At 60.8% G+C, this 20,532-nt stretch carries 12 protein-coding genes and 1 pseudogene; 8 read left to right on the forward strand and 5 right to left on the reverse strand.

Features of this window, described 5'->3' with window-relative positions; genetic code table 11:
* Window positions 1–1,274 precede the first annotated feature (1,274 nt).
* Together BMY54_RS31385 and BMY54_RS19425 are read left to right on the forward strand one after the other, a co-directional pair.
* Window positions 1,275–1,847 (forward strand): annotated as a pseudogene (locus BMY54_RS31385) (methyl-accepting chemotaxis protein); the annotation flags it as partial.
* Between the two features lie 243 nt (window positions 1,848–2,090).
* Window positions 2,091–2,480, forward strand: coding sequence for a hypothetical protein (locus tag BMY54_RS19425; protein WP_093435799.1), 390 nt, complete (start codon window positions 2,091–2,093; stop codon window positions 2,478–2,480).
* Here the strand turns inward: BMY54_RS19425 and BMY54_RS19430 are convergent, their stop codons facing one another.
* Entirely contained in the window at window positions 2,481–3,257 is a 777-nt protein-coding gene (locus tag BMY54_RS19430) for a TatD family hydrolase (RefSeq protein WP_093435802.1), read from the reverse strand.
* Window positions 3,258–3,260: 3 nt separating this feature from the next.
* The gene (cra, locus tag BMY54_RS19435) at window positions 3,261–4,256 is read right to left on the reverse strand and encodes a catabolite repressor/activator (protein WP_093435805.1); all 996 of its coding nucleotides are present in this window, start codon (window positions 4,254–4,256) and stop codon (window positions 3,261–3,263) included.
* 308 nt (window positions 4,257–4,564) lie between these two features.
* Between cra and ptsP the strand changes: the two genes are divergently transcribed.
* The 4 genes from ptsP (at window position 4,565) to BMY54_RS19455 (ending at window position 11,838) form a co-directional block, all read left to right on the forward strand.
* Complete coding sequence (ptsP, locus tag BMY54_RS19440) at window positions 4,565–7,426, forward strand: phosphoenolpyruvate--protein phosphotransferase (RefSeq protein ID WP_093435809.1); 2,862 nt, start codon at window positions 4,565–4,567, stop codon at window positions 7,424–7,426.
* Complete coding sequence (gene pfkB, locus BMY54_RS19445) at window positions 7,426–8,367, forward strand: 1-phosphofructokinase (RefSeq protein ID WP_093435812.1); 942 nt, start codon at window positions 7,426–7,428, stop codon at window positions 8,365–8,367. The genes ptsP and pfkB overlap by 1 nt, the downstream gene beginning before the upstream one ends.
* A gap of 11 nt (window positions 8,368–8,378) precedes the next feature.
* Window positions 8,379–10,112: a PTS fructose-like transporter subunit IIB gene (locus BMY54_RS19450; protein WP_093435818.1), complete on the forward strand. Its 1,734-nt coding sequence runs from the start codon at window positions 8,379–8,381 to the stop codon at window positions 10,110–10,112.
* Between the two features lie 184 nt (window positions 10,113–10,296).
* Window positions 10,297–11,838: an alkaline phosphatase D family protein gene (locus tag BMY54_RS19455; RefSeq protein WP_093435823.1), complete on the forward strand. Its 1,542-nt coding sequence runs from the start codon at window positions 10,297–10,299 to the stop codon at window positions 11,836–11,838.
* 238 nt (window positions 11,839–12,076) lie between these two features.
* Here BMY54_RS19455 and BMY54_RS19460 read toward each other — a convergent pair whose 3' ends face one another.
* Together BMY54_RS19460 and BMY54_RS19465 are read right to left on the reverse strand one after the other, a co-directional pair.
* Entirely contained in the window at window positions 12,077–14,605 is a 2,529-nt protein-coding gene (locus BMY54_RS19460; RefSeq protein WP_093436294.1) for a PepSY domain-containing protein, read from the reverse strand.
* 235 nt (window positions 14,606–14,840) lie between these two features.
* Window positions 14,841–17,156, reverse strand: a complete 2,316-nt coding sequence (locus BMY54_RS19465) for a TonB-dependent receptor (RefSeq protein WP_093435826.1) — start codon at window positions 17,154–17,156, stop codon at window positions 14,841–14,843.
* 207 nt (window positions 17,157–17,363) lie between these two features.
* Between BMY54_RS19465 and BMY54_RS19470 the strand changes: the two genes are divergently transcribed.
* Both BMY54_RS19470 and BMY54_RS19475 read left to right on the forward strand, forming a co-directional pair.
* Complete coding sequence (locus tag BMY54_RS19470; RefSeq protein ID WP_093435829.1) at window positions 17,364–18,044, forward strand: Fe2+-dependent dioxygenase; 681 nt, start codon at window positions 17,364–17,366, stop codon at window positions 18,042–18,044.
* Window positions 18,041–18,796 carry a tetratricopeptide repeat protein gene (locus BMY54_RS19475; protein WP_093435832.1) on the forward strand — a complete coding sequence of 252 codons (756 nt, stop codon included), beginning with the start codon at window positions 18,041–18,043 and terminating at the stop codon, window positions 18,794–18,796. Before BMY54_RS19470 ends, BMY54_RS19475 begins: the two co-directional genes overlap by 4 nt.
* Window positions 18,797–19,073: 277 nt before the next feature.
* Here BMY54_RS19475 and BMY54_RS19480 read toward each other — a convergent pair whose 3' ends face one another.
* Window positions 19,074–20,237, reverse strand: a complete 1,164-nt coding sequence (locus BMY54_RS19480; protein WP_007915304.1) for a type III PLP-dependent enzyme — start codon at window positions 20,235–20,237, stop codon at window positions 19,074–19,076.
* Between the last annotated feature and the right edge of the window lie 295 nt (window positions 20,238–20,532).

Here is a 20,532-nt window from a genome sequence, read left to right on the forward strand (position 1 = left end):
GTAGCCTGGCCCTGCGTCGGGATCTGGAAACGCTCAACAATCTGGTACAGATCAACGTCACCCTCGGCCAGTCCGGCAAGGCCGGGAATATCGAGGCGCAGATCACTACGCTCGAACAAGCGGTTATGGCACGCCTGCAAGGGCTGACGGCGATGACCGACGATCCCGAGCAGATTCAGGTCTTCGATGGTAAACGCGACGAAATGATTGCCGCGTTCAAGGCCCAGCAAGCGGAAAACTCACTGCAGAGCAAAAGCGCGTTGATCAGCAAAGTGCTCGCCAGTGCGCAGATTTTCAGCCAGATCATCACCAGTCAGGCCGGCCTGAGCCGCGACAACCAGAGCGATATCCGTCAGCTCAGCGAACTGGTCACCCTGATCACCCCGACCGTCACGCAAACCCTTGGCGAAGGTCGGGCCATGGGCTCGTATTCATTGGGCCAGGGTTTTCTCAACAGTTCTTCGAGTACGCGTTTCGATGAGTTGCTGGTGCAGATCGAAAAACTCCTGGCTGAGTACGGTCTGAAGCTGCAGGACGCCCTCGGCTCGAGCAAAGCCGCGCGGGATACCCTCAGCACGGCGGCCGACAGCAGCAAGGCCTCGCTGAAACAGGCCAGCGAACTGTTCGAGGAACAGGTGGTGATGGCCGACACCCTCGATGCGCCGTGGCAGGCGTTTTACGATCAGGTCACCGCGCTGATCGACAGGACTTACCAGCTCAACGACGCCACGTTGAAATTTCTCGACACGCAATTGCAGCAGCGTCTGGCGCAGAACCGCACACACATGGTCTTGCAGGCGGTGGCGCTGTCGGTGGTGTTCGTGCTGATTTTCTATCTCTACGGCGGTTTCTACGCCTCGACCCGCACCACACTGAAACGCCTCGGGGCGATGATGGACAAGGTCGCGGCCGGCGACATGACGGTCAACTTCAAAGCCAATAGCCGCGATGAGCTGGGCGAGTTGGGCGAAGTCTTCAATGGCACGGTGAGGAAGATTCACGACTTGATCGAGCGTGTAGGTCTGACTGTCGCTGAGGTCGAGCGCCAGGCCGGGCAGGTTGAAAACGTCTCTGCGCAGAGCAATCAGGCGGTCGCCGGGCAACGCACGCAGATCGAGCAAGTGGCAACGGCGATGAACCAGATGTCGGCGACTTCACTGGAGGTGGCGCGCAGTGCGGCGGCAGCGGTGAGCAGCGCCCATAGCGTCAATGACGAGACCATCAGTGGCCGTGGCCTGGTCGAGTCGCAGCAGGGCAGCATTGCTGCGCTGGCCAGCGAAATCGACCAGTCGGTGGTGGTGATCAACCAGTTAGCCAGCGATAGTCAGTCGATCAGCCGCGTACTGGAAGTGATCAAAAGCATCGCCGAACAAACCAACCTGCTGGCGCTCAACGCTGCGATTGAAGCGGCGCGTGCCGGCGAGCAGGGACGCGGTTTTGCCGTGGTCGCCGACGAGGTGCGCACGCTAGCCAAACGCACTCAGCAATCAACTGAAGAAATCGAACAGATGATCGCCAAGCTGCACGGCGGCGTCGGCGCGGCGGTGAAAGCCATGGGCGTCAGCCATCAGATGGCCAATGGCACGGTGGGGCAGTCGGAAAAAGTCCAGCAGGCGCTGGAAAACATCCTCGGTGCGGTCGGCATGATCGTCGATCAGAACCAGCAGATCGCCGCTGCGGTTGAACAGCAAACTGCGGTGGCCCACGACATCGATCAGAACATCGTCGAGATCAACCGCGCCGGCGAGCGCACGGCGCAAGGTGCGCATCAGACCGAAGATGCCAGCCGGGCGCTGTCAGCCCAGGTCGTTGAGCTTAAACAGCTGATCAGCGCGTTCCTCGTCTGAGGCACGCACGAAAAACTGTGGGAGCCTGCTCGCGAATGCAATCTGTCAGTGACATCTCTGTCACCTGATACACCGCCTTCGCGAGCAGGCTCGCTCCCACAGGGTTTTGGGTTTTGTCAGAACCCTTTGTAGTACTTCTTCACTTCCGGCCGTAAGCCCAATCCTGTTTCCCTCCAGGCTCTGGCATTTCCCCATCAATGAGCCAGTATCCATACCCAATCGTTCGCGTAGAGGAGGTCGCTCATGTCTGCCGCAACCTTGGGGGTTCTGGGCCGTTGCGCTCATTGCCAGACCACGCTGCTGCTCAAACCCTGGCAGCTCAATGCCATCTCGATCAATGAACCGTTTACCTGCGAGCATTGCCAGAAAGCGCTCGAGCTGCGATGCCCGCAACAGATCAAGCGCTTCAAGTCGCTCGACTCACTGGCGCTGCTGCGTTTCAGTGCTTCGTTGACGGTGTGCACCGCGCTGCTGGTGGCGCTGGTGATGGAATGGGTGGGACTGCTTAGCGTCACTGAGCAACTGAACGCGTCACTGATCACGATCTTTGTGTACTTCGTGGTCGTCCGTTACGCGCGCCAGCGGCAACACCTGACGCTGATTCTGGAGGCGGCCAAGGCGCACGCCGACTGATTACCAGCCGAATACTTCGCAGCTGTTGGCGGTACTGGCCGTGGCCAGTTGTTGCGGGCTGATATTCATCAGTCCGGCCAGCGCCTCGCAGATCGCCGGCAAGTGCGCCGGACTGTTGCGCTGACCGGGAAACATGACAGGTGCCATGTCCGGTGAATCGGTTTCCAGCACAATCGAATCCAGTGGCAGTTCCGCCAGCACCCGATGCATGCGCAACGCTTGTGGCCAGGTCGGTGCGCCGCCGAGGCCCAGTTTGAAACCGAGTTTGATGTATTCCCGCGCCTCTTCACGGCTGCCGGCAAAGGCGTGGATGATCCCCGCGCGTTTGAGCTTGAAGCGCTTGAGCGTCGCGATCACCGCCGCGTGGCTGCGTCGCACATGGATCAGCGCTGGCAACTGAAAGTCTGCGGCCAGTTGCAGTTGCGCCTCGAACAGCGCCTGTTGCCGCTCGCGGTCGAGGGTTTCGATGAAGTAATCCAGACCGATCTCGCCCACCGCACACAATTGCCGATGACCGCGCAATCGCGTCAGCCAATCACCGAGCGCCGATAAATCTTCGGGTCGATGCTGATCGAGATACACCGGGTGCAGGCCGAATGCCGCGTACAAATCGACATCGCTCTGCACCAGATCCCACACCCGTTGCCAATTGCCCTCATAGACGCCCAGCACGACCATCCGCCGCACCCCGAGGGCGCGGCTTTCGGCGAGCAACGCCGAGCGGTCGGCGTCGAAGTCGGGGAAGTCGAGGTGGGTGTGGCTGTCGATCAGCTCCACGGTTCAGTCCCGGTGAATACGTTGCTTGAAGGTCCGCGCAATGGCCTGCACGCCAGGCTTGTACTCCGACTGCTCGACAGCGGCCAGCGCCAGTTCCAGCGCCTTGTCGGCGATCAACTGGTGCTGCTGGGCCATGGCATTGACCGGCAGCGGCAGGAAATCCAGCAACTGCGTATCACCGAAGGTGCCGAGGCGCAGCGGCCGCGATTTCAGCGGGAAGTCATGCAGCGCATCGAACACGCCTTGCAGCAGCACGTAGGACGTTGTCACCAGCGCATCCGGCAAATGTCCCAGACGCTGCAGGAGTTCTTCCATCAATTGCTTGCCGCATTCGCGACTGAAGGATTCGGCGTGTTCGACCAGCACTTCGCCTTTGAAGTCGACCAGTGCCTCTTTGAAACCGGCGGCACGTTCCTGACTGATGCTCAGTTCCGGACGCGCGCCGAGCAGTACGATCTGCTTCGGTTGCGGGTCAAGCAGACTCTGGGTCAGGTGCAGGCTGGCTTCGCGGTCGTCACTGATCACCGAGCAGAAATGCTCGGGTTCCATGACCCGGTCGATGGCGATGATCGGCAGACCTTTGGCCTGCAACTGCCGATAACTGTCATCGCCGGCCGGAAGGCAACTGGCGACGATCAGCGCATCGCAGCGGCGCGCCTTGAACAGTTGCAGCAACTGCCGCTCGCTGTCTGGCGCATCGTCGGAGCTGGCGATCAGCAACTGATAGCCGCGTGCTCGCGCACCTTGCTCGAGCAGCTTGGCGATCCGCGCGTAACTGGGGTTTTCCAGATCCGGCAGAATAAAGCCCAGCGTGCGCGTGTGCCGACTGCGCAGCCCGGCCGCTTGTGGGTTTGGCGTGAAGCCGTGCAGATCGACCACCGCCCGCACCCGCTCGACGGTGGCGGTGCTGATGCGTTGCTGTTCGGCCTTGCCGTTGATGACGTAGCTGGCGGTGGTCACGGACACTCCGGCCAACCGCGCAATATCACTGAGTTTCAACCCGGGATTTCCTTGTTTTTTCGAGCTTGCCGCGACATTTTCGCCAATCCTACCCGATTAGGGCAGGCGACTATTGTCGCAGCGCATCCGACAAGTTGGACTTCAAGGATGGGACATTATCGAGTAACGTGCCGATCAATCTAGATTAAACGTTTCAGCAGGCGTATTTTCTACGTTTTAGACGTCTTTGGCCGGTTCTGCCGTGAAACCGCCAAAACTGCCGCTAAAAAGCAAAGCGGTAAAGCGCCTAAGCTGCAAACCATCCAAAACAATACCTGGCACTCATAAAGCGCCAAAAAGGAGATCGCATGCTCGAGCTCACTATAGAGCAGATATCCATGGGCCAATCGGCTGTGGATAAACCCGCTGCCCTGCAACTACTCGCCAATCACCTGGTGGCCGATGGTCTGGTTGCTGACGGTTACCTCGCTGGATTGCAGGCACGGGAAGCCCAGGGCTCGACCTTTCTCGGTCAAGGTATTGCCATTCCCCACGGAACGCCGCAAACCCGTGATCAGGTGTTCGCCACTGGCGTGCGCCTGATGCAGTTCCCGGAAGGCGTGGATTGGGGCGATGGCCAGATCGTTTATCTGGCCATCGGCATCGCCGCCAAATCCGACGAACACCTGCGCCTGCTGCAACTGCTGACCCGCGCCCTCGGCGAGACCGATCTGGGCCAGGCTCTGCGTCGTGCCAGTTCCCCCGAAGCGCTGCTGAAATTGCTGCAAGGCGCGCCACAGGAACTGGCGCTGGATGCACAGATGATTGGCCTCGGCGTGTCGGCTGACGATTTCGAAGAACTGGTTTGGCGTGGCGCGCGTCTGTTGCGTCAGGCCGATTGTGTGAGCAACGGTTTTGCCGGTGTGTTGCAACAAGTCGAAGCGCTGCCGCTGGGCGATGGCCTGTGGTGGCTGCACAGCGAGCAGACCGTGAAGCGTCCGGGCCTGGCGTTCGTGACGCCGGACAAACCGATGCGCTACCTCGGTCAGCCGCTCAGCGGTCTGTTCTGTCTGGCCAGCCTTGGCGAAGCGCATCAGGCGTTGCTTGAACGTCTTTGCGCGTTGCTGATTGAAGGTCGCGGCCATGAGCTGGGCCGCGCCACCAGCAGCCGTAAAGTCCTTGAAGTGCTCGGCGGTGAATTGCCCGCCGATTGGCCGAGCGCACGCATTGCCCTGGCCAACGCCCATGGTTTACACGCGCGCCCGGCGAAGATCCTTGCGCAACTGGCGAAGAGTTTTGATGGCGAAATTCGTGTGCGCATCGTCGACGGCCAGGACAGCGCCGTGTCGGTGAAGAGCCTGAGCAAGCTGCTCAGCCTCGGCGCCCGTCGCGGTCAGGTGCTGGAGTTGATCGCGGAACCGAGCATCGCCGCTGACGCCTTGCCGGCACTCTTGGCCGCGATCGAAGAAGGCCTCGGCGAAGAAGTCGAGCCGCTGCCAGCCGTAAGCCAGCAGCGCGAGGTCATTGCCGACATCGCCGAAGTGCTGATCGCCCCGGCGTCCGGCGCTCAGTTGCAGGCGATCCCGGCAGCCCCTGGCATTGCCATCGGGCCTGCGCATATTCAGGTTCAGCAAACCATCGATTACCCGCTGCGCGGCGAGTCCGCCGCCGTTGAGCGCGAACGTCTCAAGCAAGCGCTCAGCGACGTGCGCAGTGACATTCAGGGCCTGATCGAACGCAGCAAAGCCAAAGCCATCCGCGAGATCTTTATCACCCATCAGGAAATGCTCGACGATCCGGAACTCACCGATGAAGTCGACACCCGCCTCAAGCAAGGCGAAAGCGCCGAAGCGGCGTGGATGGCGGTGATCGAAGCGGCGGCCAAACAACAGGAATCGCTACAGGACGCGTTGCTCGCCGAACGGGCGGCGGACCTGCGTGACGTTGGTCGTCGCGTGTTGGCGCAACTGTGTGGCGTGCAAACGGCGAGCGAGCCTGAGCAACCGTACATTCTGGTGATGGACGAGGTCGGTCCGTCCGATGTCGCGCGGCTGGATCCGGTGCGCGTGGCGGGGATTCTCACCGCGCGCGGCGGCGCCACGGCGCACAGTGCAATCGTCGCCCGTGCTCTCGGAATTCCAGCGCTGGTCGGCGCTGGCGCAGCGGTGTTGTTGCTGACGCCGGGCACACCGTTGCTGCTCGACGGCCAACGCGGTCGCCTGCACGTCGACGCCGATGCGGCGACCCTGCAACGCGCCACCGAAGAACGCGACACCCGTGAGCAACGCTTGAAGATTGCCGCCGAACAACGCCATCAACCAGCACACACCACCGATGGCCACGCGGTCGAAGTGTTCGCCAACATCGGCGAAAGCGCGGGCGTGATCAGTGCGGTGGAGCAGGGCGCCGAAGGCATTGGCCTGCTGCGTACCGAACTGATTTTCATGGCCCACCCGCAAGCGCCCGACGAAGCCACGCAAGAAGCCGAATACCGCCGCGTCCTCGATGGCCTCGCCGGTCGTCCGCTGGTGGTGCGCACGCTGGATGTCGGCGGCGACAAACCGCTGCCGTATTGGCCGATTGCCAAAGAAGAAAACCCGTTCCTCGGTGTGCGCGGTATTCGCCTGACCCTGCAACGTCCGCAGATCATGGAAGCGCAATTGCGCGCCCTGCTGCGTTCGGCGGATAACCGTCCGCTGCGGATCATGTTCCCTATGGTTGGCAGCGTCGAAGAGTGGCGTCAGGCCCGCGACATGACCGAACGTCTGCGCCTGGAAATCCCGGTTGCTGATCTGCAACTGGGGATCATGATTGAAGTGCCGTCCGCCGCTCTGCTCGCACCGGTACTGGCCAAGGAGGTCGACTTCTTCAGTGTCGGCACCAACGACCTGACCCAGTACACACTGGCCATCGACCGTGGTCACCCGACCCTGTCGGCGCAGGCGGATGGCTTGCACCCGGCGGTGCTGCAACTGATCGACATCACCGTGCGCGCGGCCCATGCCCACGGCAAATGGGTCGGCGTCTGCGGTGAGCTGGCGGCAGATCCGCTGGCGGTGCCGGTGCTGGTCGGCCTCGGTGTCGATGAACTCAGCGTTTCCGGTCGCAGCATTGCCGAAGTCAAGGCGCGCATCCGCGAACTCAGCCTGACCCAGGCGCAAACCCTTGCTCAACACGCCCTGGCCGTGGGCAGCGCGAACGAAGTGCGCGCATTAGTGGAGGCCCTGTAATGGCCAAGATTCTTACCCTGACCCTCAATCCGGCGCTCGACCTCACCGTCGAACTGCCACGCCTGGAGGCGGGTCAGGTCAATCGCAGCGACGAGATGCACACCCACGCTGCCGGCAAAGGCGTGAACGTCGCGCAGGTGCTGGCCGACCTCGGCCATCAACTGACGGTCAGCGGCTTTCTCGGTGAAGACAATCTGCAAGCGTTCGAAACCCTGTTCGCCAAGCGTGGTTTTGTCGACGCGTTTATCCGCGTGCCGGGCGAGACGCGCAGCAACATCAAAGTAGCTGAACAGAGTGGCCGCATCACCGACATCAACGGCCCTGGACCGGTGGTCGATGCCGCCGCGCAGCAAGCGTTGCTCGATCGACTGGTGCAGATTGCACCGGGTCACGATGCGGTGGTGGTAGCTGGCAGTTTGCCGCGTGGCGTGACGGCGCAGTGGTTGCGTGAACTGATCGAGCGTCTCAACCAGCTCGGTTTGAAAGTCGCTCTCGACAGCAGCGGCGCAGCATTGCGCGAAGCTTTGAAAGCCAGTCCATGGCTGATCAAACCGAACACCGAAGAACTCGCCGACGCGCTCGGTTGCGACGTGGTTTCCCACGCGGCGGAAGCGCAAGCAGCGGCGCGCTTGCATGCGCAAGGTATCGAGCACGTGGTGATTTCTCACGGTGCTGATGGCGTGAACTGGTTCAGCGTCGGTTCGGCACTGCACGCCACGCCACCGAAGGTCAGCGTTGCCAGCACGGTCGGTGCTGGTGATTCGCTGTTGGCCGGCATGCTCCACGGTTTGCTCAGCGCCGATACGCCCGAGCAAACCCTGCGCACGGCCACCGCGATTGCGGCGATGGCGGTGACCCAGATCGGTTTTGGCATCAACGACGCGGCGCAACTGGCGCAGCTCGAACAGGGCGTGCGCGTGCGTCCCCTGACAGAACAATAAGAGGGTTTGTCATGAAATTAGCCATTGTTACGGCTTGCCCGAACGGCATGGTCACCAGTGTGCTGTGCGCGCGTCTGCTCGATGCGGCGGCGCAGCGTCAGGGCTGGAGCACCAGCGTTGAAGTGGTCGATGCAGCGCACCCTGAGCGCGAATTGTCGGCTGCGACCATTGCGGCGGCGGAATGGGTGTTGCTGGTCACCACCGGCACGGTGGACATGAGCCGCTTTGTCGGCAAACGGGTGTTCCAGATCGCCCCGGCGCAGGCGTTGCAGGATGTCGAAGCGGTGCTGCGTCGTGGTGCTGAAGAGGCTGAGGTTTACGTCGCCAGCGCGGCTGAACCGATCGCTGATGCGCCGCGTGCACCGCGCATCGTCGCCATCACCGCGTGCCCGACCGGTGTCGCGCACACCTTCATGGCCGCCGAAGCCTTGCAGCAAACCGCTAAGCGCCTGGGCTATGACTTGCAAGTCGAAACCCAAGGCTCGGTGGGCGCAAAAACCCCGTTGAGCGCGGCGGCGATTGCCGACGCAGACGTGGTGTTGCTGGCGGCGGATATCGAAGTCGCCACCGAGCGTTTTGCCGGCAAGAAGATCTATCGCTGCAGCACCGGGATCGCCTTGAAGCAGTCCGAAGCCACGCTGAAAAAAGCCTTGGCCGAAGGCGCTGTGGAAAGCGCCGCGAGTGACGGCCAGGCACCGGCCAGGCAAGAGAAAACCGGCATCTATAAACACCTGCTGACCGGCGTGTCATTCATGTTGCCGATGGTCGTGGCCGGCGGTTTGATGATCGCGCTGTCGTTCGTCTTCGGCATCACCGCGTTCAAGGAAGAAGGCACGTTGGCCGCTGCGCTGATGCAGATCGGCGGTGAGACGGCGTTCAAGTTGATGGTGCCGCTGCTGGCCGGTTACATCGCTTACTCGATCGCCGACCGTCCGGGCTTGGCGCCGGGGATGATTGGTGGTTTGCTTGCCAGTACGCTGGGCGCCGGGTTTATCGGCGGCATCATCGCCGGGTTTATCGCCGGTTATGCGGCCAAAGCTATCAGTCGATATGTCGCCTTGCCGCAAAGTCTCGAAGCGCTGAAACCGATTCTGATCATCCCGTTGTTTGCCAGCCTGATCACCGGTCTGGTGATGATTTACGTGGTCGGTAAACCGGTCGCCGGCATGCTCGGGGCGCTCACGCATTTCCTCGACAGCATGGGCACCACCAACGCGATTCTGCTCGGTGTGCTGCTCGGTGGCATGATGTGCGTCGACCTCGGCGGGCCGATCAACAAAGCCGCGTACGCGTTCTCGGTAGGTCTGCTGGCGTCGCAGAGTTATGCACCGATGGCCGCGACCATGGCTGCAGGAATGGTGCCGCCGATTGGTCTGGGCATCGCCACATTCATTGCGCGGCGCAAATTCGCCCAGACTGAACGCGAGGCCGGCAAGGCTGCCTTCGTGCTGGGGCTGTGCTTTATCTCCGAAGGGGCGATTCCGTTTGCCGCGAAAGATCCGTTGCGGGTGATTCCGGCGAGCATCGCTGGTGGCGCGCTGACAGGTGCATTGTCGATGTACTTCGGCTGCAAACTGATGGCGCCGCACGGTGGCTTGTTTGTGCTGGCGATTCCGAATGCGATCAATCATGCGTTGCTGTATTTGCTGGCGATTGTCGCGGGGAGCCTCTTGACGGCTGTGGTCTATGCGACGGTCAAACGCCCGGAGGCCGTTGAGCTGGCGCTGGAACCGGCGAAGGCTTAACTGGCACCACAAAACCCTGTGGGAGCGAGCTTGCTCGCGAAAGCGGTGTGTCATCGAAGAAGATTTCGACTGATAGCACGCATTCGCGAGCAAGCTCGCTCCCACATGGGTTGTGTGGTGTGTCTGGTGTCATTTCCGAGTCATGTGAGCGTGCTTAAGTTTTCCTTTTTTCAGGGAGAACACCATGAGCGATTTCAACCCCGGTCGCCGGCGTGTCATGCAAGTCGTTGGTGCCGGTCTGCTGATGCCAAGCCTGGCGCCGGCGGTGATTGCGTCGGTCAAGGATCGCCCGCAGTTGACCGACGGCGTGCAGTCCGGCGATCTGCAAGGCGACCGCGCGATGATCTGGAGCCGCAGCGATCGCCCCGCGCATATGGTGGTCGAGTGGGACACCCGCAGCCAGTTTCGTCACCCGCGCCGGGTGGTCTCGGCGCTGGCCGATGCCCGCAGTGACTTCACCGCCCGCGTTGAACTGACCGGGCTGCCCGCCGATCAGGCGATTTTCTATCGGGTGTATTTCAAGGACGCGCGCACCGGCGTCGCCAGCGAACCGTGGTTGGGTCACCTGCGCAGCGCTCCGACGGCGCGGCGCAATATTCGTTTCGTCTGGAGCGGCGACACCGTCGGCCAGGGCTTCGGCATCAACCCGGACATCGGCGGCATGCGCATCTATGAAGCCATGCGTCTGCGCCTGCCGGACTTCTTTATCCACAGCGGCGACACCATCTACGCCGACGGCCCGGTACCCGCGCAGCTCACCACGGAAAACGGTCGCATCTGGCGCAACCTCACCACCGAAGCCAAGAGCAAAGTCGCGCAGACCCTCGACGATTATCGCGGCAATTACCGCTACAACCTGATGGACGAAAACATTCGCCGCTTCAACGCCGAGGTGCCGCAGATCTGGCAGTGGGACGACCATGAAGTGGTCAACAACTGGTCGCCGGGCAAGCAGCTTGATGAGCGCTACCAGGAGAAAGATATCCACACCCTGGTCGGGCGTGCACGCAAGGCGTGGCTGGAATATTCACCGATGCGTTTGCAGGCCGCTGACGGTGGCGGGCGGATTTATCGCAAGTTGAGTTATGGGCCGATGCTCGATGTGTTCGTGCTCGACATGCGCAGTTATCGCGGCGCCAATGACGACAACCTCGGCGCGGCGAAACCGTTCCTGGGGCGTGAGCAACTGAACTGGCTCAAGCGCGGCTTGAAGAAATCCAAAGCCCAGTGGAAGGTCATTGCCGCCGACATGCCGATCGGTCTGGGCGTGCCGGATGGTGAGGTCAGTCCGGGTGTGGCGCGTTGGGAAGCGGTGGCTAACGGTGATCCGGGACCTGCGCAGGGGCGCGAGGTGGAAATCGCCGAATTGCTCGGCTATCTGCGTGCGCAGCAGGTGCGCAATTTTGTCTTCCTCACGGCAGATGTGCATTACTGCGCGGCGCATCACTATCACCCGGATCGCGCGGCGTTTCAGGATTTCGAACCGTTCTGGGAGTTTGTCGCCGGGCCGCTGAACGCCGGGAGTTTCGGGCCTAATCCACTGGATAAAACCTTTGGCCCGGAGGTGGTGTTCGAGAAAGCGCCGCCGGCGCAAAACACTTCGCCGTTTGCCGGGTTTCAGTTTTTTGGCGAGGTGAATATTGAAGGGGGGAGTGGGGAGATGAGCGTGGTGTTGCGGGATTTGAATGGGGTGGCGGTTTTTGAACAGAAGTTGCAGCCGGTTTGAAGATCAAAAGCTAACCCTCATCGGAACGCCGCCCGCCCAGCCCTCTCCCAGAGGGAGAGGGGGCCGACCGTGGTGTCTGAAGAGGTACGTCGACCTGAAAGACCGTATCGATTATGAGATTGGATACAAAGCCTTTCTCGATTATGGATTCGGTGAAGCACGTTCAGGTCGGCGTATTGCGTGAATCTCCCCCAATCAGTCCCCTCTCCCTCCGGGAGAGGGTTAGGGTGAGGGGCTTTTAATAGACGTCGCGGCGATAGCGGCCCTGTTCGATCAGGCGTTCGACTTCGGCGCTGCCGAGGATATCATTGAGCACCTGATCAACCCCCGAAGCCATCCCCTGCAAGCTGCCACAGATATAAATAACCGCCCCGTCCGCCAGCCATTTCTTCAACTCTGCAGCCGACTCACGCAAGCGATCCTGCACATAAACCTTATCAGCCTGATCCCGCGAAAACGCCAGGTCCAGCCGTTCCAGATCACCATTGATCAACCACTCTTCCAGCTCCGCGCGGCAGAGGAAATCGTGCTCACGATTGCGCTCGCCAAACAGCAACCACTGGCGCTGCTGACCATCGGCAATCCGCGCCTTGAGCAAGCTGCGCAACCCGGCCAGACCCGTACCGTTGCCCAGTAGAATCATCGGCAGCGGTTCGTTCGGCAGATGGAAACCACTGTTGCGTCGCACCCGCAAACTGATACTTCCGCCCACGGGCGCGTGCTCAGTCAGCCAGCCGGAACCGATGCCAAGGGTGCCGTCGGCATGCTGTTCCTGGCGCACGATCAACTCCAGCACGCCGTCGGCGGCAATCGAGGCGATCGAGTATTCGCGCATGGCCAGCGGCACCATCGCGTCGACCAGCGATTGCGCATGCAGACCGACCAGATGTGCACGGTGCTCGGGCAATTGCCGCGAGGCCAGCGCGACTTCCAGCGGCTCGTCGAGGCCGTTGATTTTCACGGTGGTTTCGCCACGAATGCCGAGGCCGTCGAGGAAGTGTTCGATGGCCCACGGGCAGTTGCGCGGCAGCACTTCGACCAGATCACCGGCCAGCCAACTGCTGGTGTTCGGTGCGCTCAGGCCCAACAAGTAAACCGGCGCACCGCTGCTGTCCGGGTTCATCAGTTCGCGGCGTACCAGCGTCCAGTTGTCGTAACTCGGTGCTTGCCAGGTATCCACGGGCGCTTGCCCGGTGAGTAGGCCAAGTTGGGTTTGCCAATGGCGCAGGGCATAGGGATCACCGCTGTCGACTTCGACCGGCGCGAACAATGTCTTGCCGCCGTGCTCCGCCAACCATTGGTGCAGGCGTTTGGCGAAACCACAGAAGTGCTGATATTGACGATCGCCGAGACCGAGCACCGAGTAATTCAGACTGTCGAGGGTTGCCGCTTTGCCCAGCACTTTGCGCTCGAATCCGCGCGCGCTGTCCGGCGCTTCGCCGTCGCCGAACGTGCTCACCACAAACAGCGCGTTGTTCGATTCACGCAGATCCTGCTCGCTGACATTCGCCAGCGGCTGCACTTTCACCGGCAGTCCGGCAGCCTGCAATTGGCCGGCGGTCTGCCATGCCAGTTGTTCGGCAAAACCACTCTGGCTGGCGAAACCGATCAGCCACGCCGAGGCATTGCCAGTCGGTTGTCCGAGGCCTTTGCGCGCATCCTTGATCTGCTTTTTCTTGCGCCGACGGTCGAGGTACAGCAGCCAGCCGGTGATGAAGAACAGCGGCATGCACACTGCCGCGAGGGTAATGATGATCCGCCCGACCAGGCCGAAATAGCTGCCGACGTGCAGCGCATAAATGCTGGTCAGCAGTTGCGCCTTGAAGCTCTTGTCGGCGTAACGGTCGACGCGTTTGACCAGGCCCGTGGCCGGGTCGAGGGTGATCTGGTTCAGGGCGCGATCATGCGGCGAGCTGTCGAGCAGGTAGAACACGGTCGCCGGTTGGCCAGCGATGGCCGGCATGCGGATGTTGTACGCGGCCAGACCCGGGCCAGCGGCGCTGTAGATGCTGCTCCACATCGCCGCGTAATCGGCTGTCGGCGCAGGGCCTTCCGGTGCCGGGCCACGACCACCGCGCACGCGCTCGTTTTGTGGTGCGTCGGAAAGCAGCTTGGTCAGGCCTTTGTTGTACCACTCGTATGACCACGACAACCCGGTCAGTGCCAGCAGCAGATACACCAACAAGCACCATGTACCGGCTACCGAATGCAGGTTCCAGTTGAAGGCGCGGCCCTTTTTCTTCCAGTCCAGCGTTAGCCACACGCGCCAGCTGTGCCACTGCCGTGGCCAGCGCAGATACAAACCAGAGAGGCAGAAAAACAGCAGGATCAGCGTGCAGGCGCCAGTGATGTTGCGCCCGGTATCGCCCATGGCGAGGAAACGGTGCAGTTGCAGCATCAGGCCGAAGAAATCCTGGCCGACCGCGTCGCCCATGAACTCGGCGGTGTACGGGTCGAAGTAGCGCATCTCGCCGCGACGTTCACCCTTGGGCGGGGTGAAGAACACCTTGGCGGCATTGCCGCTGTCGGTCTCGACCCAGAGCATCGAGACTTTTTTCCCCGACGTGGCTTCGATGCGCTCGACCAGTTCGACGGGCGGCAAGACACCGGCGACTTGTTTTTCCACCTGCAGGACGGAGGGATTCAGCGCCCGCAGGATTTCGTCCTGAAACGAATAGGCCGCGCCGGTGATGCCCATCAACGCCAGCACCAGGCCTGCGGTGATGCCAAAAAACCAGTGCAACTGGAACAGGGTTTTCTTCAACACGTCACTCGCCGTCCATTCGGAAATTGTCTTCACGGCGCGCATTATGCCGTGGGTTATCGAGAAGCGTTCTTTATTACGCACAAAAGCCCCGTTCAATGGAATGAACGGGGCCAAGCCTGGCGGCGCATTCCCTGTAGGAGTGAGCCTGCTCGCGAAGGCGTCGTGTCAGTCAGCCTCTACTTGACTGACCCAGCGCTTTCGCGAGCAAGCTCGCTCCCACAGGTTTCCACATCGGTCAGAAGTGGAAGTTGGTGCTCAACAGTGCCGTACGGCCCGCCGCCTGGTTGGCGAAGTGTGTCGAGAAGGCTTTGTCGTAGTAGGTTTCGTTGGTCAGGTTCTGCACGTTGAGTTGCAGGTCGACGTTCTTGGTCAATTTGTACGCAGCCATCGCGTCGTAGCGAACATACGAGTCAACCATGGTGGTGTTGGCCACGCTGCCGTACACATCGTCGACGTAGAACGCGCCGCCACCGAGGGTCAGCTTCGGCGTGACCTGGTAAGTGGTCCATAGGCTGGCGCTGTTTTTCGGCGTGTTAGGCAGTTCGTTGCCGTCGTTGGCCTTGCCCAGCGGGCCGCCGTCGACTTGTTCGCTGTCCATGAAGGCGTAACCGGCGAACACTTGCCACTTGTCAGTGATCTTGCCGCTGGCCGAGAGCTCGACACCTTGCACACGGGTCTTGCCGGCGTTTTCGTACGACGTGGTGTCGACTTGCACACGAGCGTTTTCTTTCTCGGTGCGGAAGATGTCAGCGGTCAGCGACAGGCGATCGTTGAGCAGATCCCACTTGGTGCCGATTTCATAGTTCTTGGTGGTTTCCGGCTCCATGTCGCTGCTCAGCAGGTTGCCGCTGCGATCCGGGGTGCCGCCCAACGGGTTGCCTTCCTGACCCTCGCCCAAGGTGTTGCCCGGTGGCGTGGCCGAGGTGGCGTAGGAGGCGTAGATGCTGCCGTTTTCCGCAGGCTTGTAGACGACGCCGAACTGACCGGTGACGAACTCGCTGGTGTCATCGCCCTTGGACGTGGTGGTGCCAGCGGCGTTGTAGGTCTTGTAGTCGGTGTCGAAGTGGTCGTAACGCAGGCCCATGTTCACCAGCCACTGCTCGGACAGCTCCAGGGTATCGAACACATACAGCGCGTAGGTGTTGGCCTGGGTGTCGGTGCCGGCGTAGTTGCGCGAAATCGCGCCGTTCCACGGATCGTTCGGGTTCGGGTTCGACAGCGAGGTGCAGTTGTAGCCACTGGCGGCGCCGATCAGGCCCGGGTTGCAGTTAGTGGTCACTGCGCTGGTGCGCGGCGTGGTGTCGGTGTTGACGTTGTACGAAGACTTCTGGCTTTCCTCACGGGTGTATTCGACGCCGGTGGAGAAGCTGTTCTTGAAGCCGGCGACGTAGAAATTGCCGAACAGGTCAGTCTGGTTGGTGGTGGTATCGGTGTTGCTCACCCGAGTATTGGCCCGACGCCAGACCGTGCCGTTGTTGACGTTGCCTTTACTGTCGTCCGGCTGGGTCAGGATGTAATCCTGCATGCTGCTGCCGTGACGCAGGGTGTTCTTGATCGTCAGCGAATCGCTCAGGTCATGCTCGATGGCGAAGGTCGCGGTGTCAGTGCGGCCCTTGCGGAAGTCACGATCCAGACCGTAGAAATTGCTGTGGTCACCGCCAGCGTAAGGCTTGTCCGGATTGGATTTGGTGCGTGCAGCGGAGCCACCGGCTGGAATGGTGTACGGCACGCCCGAGTCCGGGGTGTCGTTGCTTTCGAGATGGTAGTAGTCGAGGTTGACGCGGGTGTCGGTGCCCAGGCCAAACGCCAGGGACGGGGCGATACCCCAGCGGTCGTAATCGACTTTGTCGCGACCGGCGACATTGCTCTCGTGGCTCATCAGGTTCAGACGGCCGGCGGCGGTGTCGCTGAACTGGTAGTTGCCGTCGAGGGTATAGCGCTGAGTCTGGTCGGAGCCCCAGGTGAAGCCGCCGTCGAACGAATTGCCCAGGTGCGCTTTCTTGCTCACCAGGTTGATGCTGCCGCCCGCTGCGCCACGACCGCCGATGGCGGAGTTCGGGCCCTTGCTGACTTCAATGTTTTCCACGGCGAAGATTTCGCGGCTTTGCGAACCGGTGTCGCGCACGCCGTCGAGGTAGGTGTCGCCCTGCGCGTCGAAACCACGAATGAACGGACGGTCGCCCTGTGGATTGCCGCCTTCACCGGCGCCGAAGGTGATGCCCGGCACGGTGCGCAGCGCGTCCTGCATGTTCAGGGCGCCGGTGTCTTTGAGCACTTGTTGCGGAATAACGGTGACCGAGCGCGGTGTATCGACCAGCGGCGCGGTGTACTTGGGCGAGGAGGCTTTTTCGACCTGATAGGACGTCGAATCCTGGGCTTCGCCGGTGATGGCGGTGGCGTCCAGGGCGATGGCATTGCCGGAGGCTTTGCTGTCGGTTTTTTCAGCGGCGAACACCATCTGGCCAGCGGAACCGGCGGTGATTGCCACACCGATTGCAGAGGCGAGCAGACGTGGTGAACTGACCGGTAATTGTGCGTGTTGACGTGCCATTTTTATTCCCCTCCCCAAGGATTTGAGGCCGCGGAATATAGGGTAAACAGTTATTCGTATCAATTGCGAAACATTGTTATTCGCACTGAATTTACATTCTTTACAATTTAACCTTACGGTTTTTGCCAGTTCATTCGTCTCTCGGGTTTTACACAGTCAATAAGAATCAATACCATTGCCGCCTCTTTGCCATCAGGTGACATCGCCATGCTGCTGCACATCCCCGGACTGTTCGCGAAAGACGAAGTGCAGCGTATCCGTGAGGCGCTGGAGCAGGCCGATTGGGCTGATGGCAAGATCACCGCTGGCTTTCAGTCGGCCAAGGCCAAGCACAATTTGCAGCTGCCCGAAGGTCATCCGCTGGCCAAGGAAATCGGCGCAGCGATGCTGGAACGTTTGTGGAAAAATCCACTGTTCATGTCCGCCGCGTTGCCGCACAAAGTCTTCCCGCCGTTAGTGAACTGTTACACGGCCGGTGGCAGTTTCGATTTCCACATCGATAACGCCGTGCGCCAACCCAAGGGCAGCATCGAGCGGGTGCGCACCGATCTGTCGGCGACGCTGTTCTTCAGCGAGCCCGAGGATTACGACGGCGGCGAGCTGGAGATCCAGGACACCTTCGGCACGCAACGGGTGAAGTTGCCGGCCGGCGACATGGTTTTGTACCCCGGCACCAGCCTGCATAAGGTCAACGCGGTCACACGTGGCGCGCGTTATGCGTCGTTCTTCTGGACACAAAGTCTGGTGCGTGAAGATAGCCAGCGCGCGCTGTTGTTCGAGATGGACGGGGCGATTCAGCAACTGAGTCAAGACCTGCCTGATCACCCGTCACTGATTCGCCTCACCGGCACGTATCACAACTTGCTCCGTCGCTGGGTCGAGGTATGAGTTTTCAACTGCGTCGGGAAGAAGTCCTCGACGGCGAACAACTTAGCGCCATGCTCGCCGAAAGCCCGGCCCGTGCCGCGCAGGCGATTTTGCTCGCGGCGGGTGAGGGCGAAGTAGAGGCGCAGGCGTTGCTTGGGCAAATCCTGCTCGACGGCCTAGGCATCGCCCAGGATCAAACGCTGGCGCTGCGCTGGTTCGGCATCGCTGCCGGGCGTGGGCACCTGATGGCGCGCAACATGCTCGGGCGTTGTCATGAGCATGGTTGGGGCATTGCGGCGGATGCGTCGGTTGCTGCGCAGCATTATCGGATCGCAGCGAATGCCGGACTGGATTGGGCGATGTACAACCTCGCCAATCTGCTCGCGACGGGACGCGGGGTTGCGGTAGATCACCTTCAGGCATTGGCGCTGTATCGCCGCGCGGCTGAACTGGGCCATGCGAAATCGATGAATCTGCTGGGGCGGTATCTGGAAGAGGGGCTGGTGTGCCCGGCGGATCCGGTTGCGGCGCGCGATTGGTATCGGCGTTCGGCCGACGGTGGGGATTTTCGTGGGCAGTTCAGTTTCGCTGCAGTTTTAGCGGATGAGGGGCGGATTGATGAGGCGGTCGATTGGCTTGAGAAAGCTTTGGCCGGCGGCAATCTGAATTTTCTGCGGGTGGCGAGTCAGACGCTGTCAGGTGCGACAGATCCCAGGATTCAGGGGATGGCTGCTCAGTTCGCGCTTCGATGCACAGACTTGCAGCGCGTCTGAATTCGCAAAGCCCTCACCCTAGCCCTCTCCCAGGGGGAGAGGGGACTGACCGCGTCGTTCTGGCGCTATACATCGACCTGAGATATCCAGTCGAACTCAATTTTGAAAAGCTTACACATCGGCTCCCTCTCCCTCTCCCTCGGGAGAGGGCTGGGGTGAGGGGCCTCGGTCTCAAGTACCCGGCAAAACTTCAAGCCGAACGCACAGACACAAAAAAGCCCATGACACGTCATGGGCTTTTCACTTGCAGCTAGCAGCTTGAAACTCGCAGTTGCTCTTACACGTAAAACGACTTCAACGGCGGGAAGCCATTGAACTCAACTGCGCTGTAACTGGTGGTGTACGCACCGGTCGACAGCCAGTACAGACGATCACCGATCGCCAGGTTCAACGGCAGACCGTACTTGTAGTTCTCGTACATGATGTCGGCGCTGTCGCAAGTCGGGCCGGCGATGACCACTTCTTCCATCTCGCCTTTTTTCTCGGTCCAGATCGGGAACTTGATCGCTTCGTCCATGGTTTCGATCAGGCCGGAGAACTTGCCCACATCGGTATACACCCAACGCTCGACGGCGGTGCGCGACTTGCGTGCAACCAGTACCACTTCGCTGACCAGAATACCGGCGTTGGCAATCAGCGAACGGCCCGGCTCGAGAATGATTTCCGGCAGGTCATCACCGAAGTCTTCCTTGAGGAAGCGGATGATTTCTTCAGCGTAGGTTTCCAGGCTGTTGGTGCGGGTGATGTAGTTGGCCGGGAAGCCACCGCCCATGTTGATCAGCTTCAGGTGGATGCCGTCTTCTTCTTTCAGGCGTTCGAAGATCACTTTGACCTTGGCGATCGCTGCGTCCCAGACGCTGATGTCGCGTTGCTGCGAGCCGACGTGGAACGAGATGCCGTAAGGCACCAGACCGAGGTCGCGAGCGAGGATCAGCAGGTCCATGGCCATGTCGGTCTGGCAGCCGAATTTGCGCGACAGTGGCCAGTCAGCCGTGGTCGAGCCTTCGGTGAGGATGCGCACATAGACTTTCGAACCCGGGGCCGCCTTGGCGATGTTGCGCAGGTCAGCTTCGGAGTCGGTGGAGAACAGACGCACGCCCTTCTCGTAGAAGTAGCGGATGTCCTTGGATTTCTTGATGGTGTTGCCGTAGCTGATACGGTCCGGGCTGACGCCACGATCCATTACCTTGTCCAGCTCGTAGATCGAGGCGATGTCGAAGCTCGAACCTTTTTCTTTGAGCAGGTCGATGATCTCGACGGCCGGGTTGGCCTTGACCGCGTAGTAGACCTTGGCGAATTCGAAACCGGCGCGCAGGTCATCGTAGGCCTGGGCGATCATCGCGGTGTCGATCACCACGAACGGGGTTTCCTGTTTGTCGGCGAACGCCTTCATTTTGTCGAATGTAGCGCGCGCGAAATAGTCTTCGACCTGGATCGACATGCTGGGAACTCCTACTGGCAAACTAAGTTAAACAATGGGTGCAAATGAACGCCCTCCGTATCCCCACTTTGGTTCGCCTACTTCCCAAGGCATGTCGCCGAAAGCAAAAAGGCCACGGGTGGTTTTACCCTTGGCCTTGCTGTCTCGTCGTCAGTACTTGAGCCGGATGGATCGTTTCCAGCATGGACGTTCGGCGCAAACTTTAGGGCGTGAGGGGCCTGAGATCAACTAAAAATGTCGCGTTTTTGCACGCTTCTGACGTACGTCGCGTTCATCACTCTTTGTAGCCGACCGA

It is taken from the genome of Pseudomonas sp. ok266 (genome assembly GCF_900110195.1).
GTDB lineage: Bacteria > Pseudomonadota > Gammaproteobacteria > Pseudomonadales > Pseudomonadaceae > Aquipseudomonas > Aquipseudomonas neuropathica.

Excerpts from the sequence above, each read along its gene's own strand:
- BMY54_RS19425 (WP_093435799.1), top strand. The coding sequence starts at position 2,091 with ATGTCTGCCGCAACCTTGGGGGTTCTGGGCCGTTGCGCTCATTGCCAG.
- BMY54_RS19465 (WP_093435826.1), bottom strand. The coding sequence starts at position 17,156 with ATGGCACGTCAACACGCACAATTACCGGTCAGTTCACCACGTCTGCTC.
- ptsP (WP_093435809.1), top strand. The coding sequence starts at position 4,565 with ATGCTCGAGCTCACTATAGAGCAGATATCCATGGGCCAATCGGCTGTG.
- BMY54_RS19470 (WP_093435829.1), top strand. The coding sequence starts at position 17,364 with ATGCTGCTGCACATCCCCGGACTGTTCGCGAAAGACGAAGTGCAGCGT.
- BMY54_RS19475 (WP_093435832.1), top strand. The coding sequence starts at position 18,041 with ATGAGTTTTCAACTGCGTCGGGAAGAAGTCCTCGACGGCGAACAACTT.
- pfkB (WP_093435812.1), top strand. The coding sequence starts at position 7,426 with ATGGCCAAGATTCTTACCCTGACCCTCAATCCGGCGCTCGACCTCACC.
- BMY54_RS19480 (WP_007915304.1), bottom strand. The coding sequence starts at position 20,237 with ATGTCGATCCAGGTCGAAGACTATTTCGCGCGCGCTACATTCGACAAA.
- BMY54_RS19455 (WP_093435823.1), top strand. The coding sequence starts at position 10,297 with ATGAGCGATTTCAACCCCGGTCGCCGGCGTGTCATGCAAGTCGTTGGT.
- BMY54_RS19450 (WP_093435818.1), top strand. The coding sequence starts at position 8,379 with ATGAAATTAGCCATTGTTACGGCTTGCCCGAACGGCATGGTCACCAGT.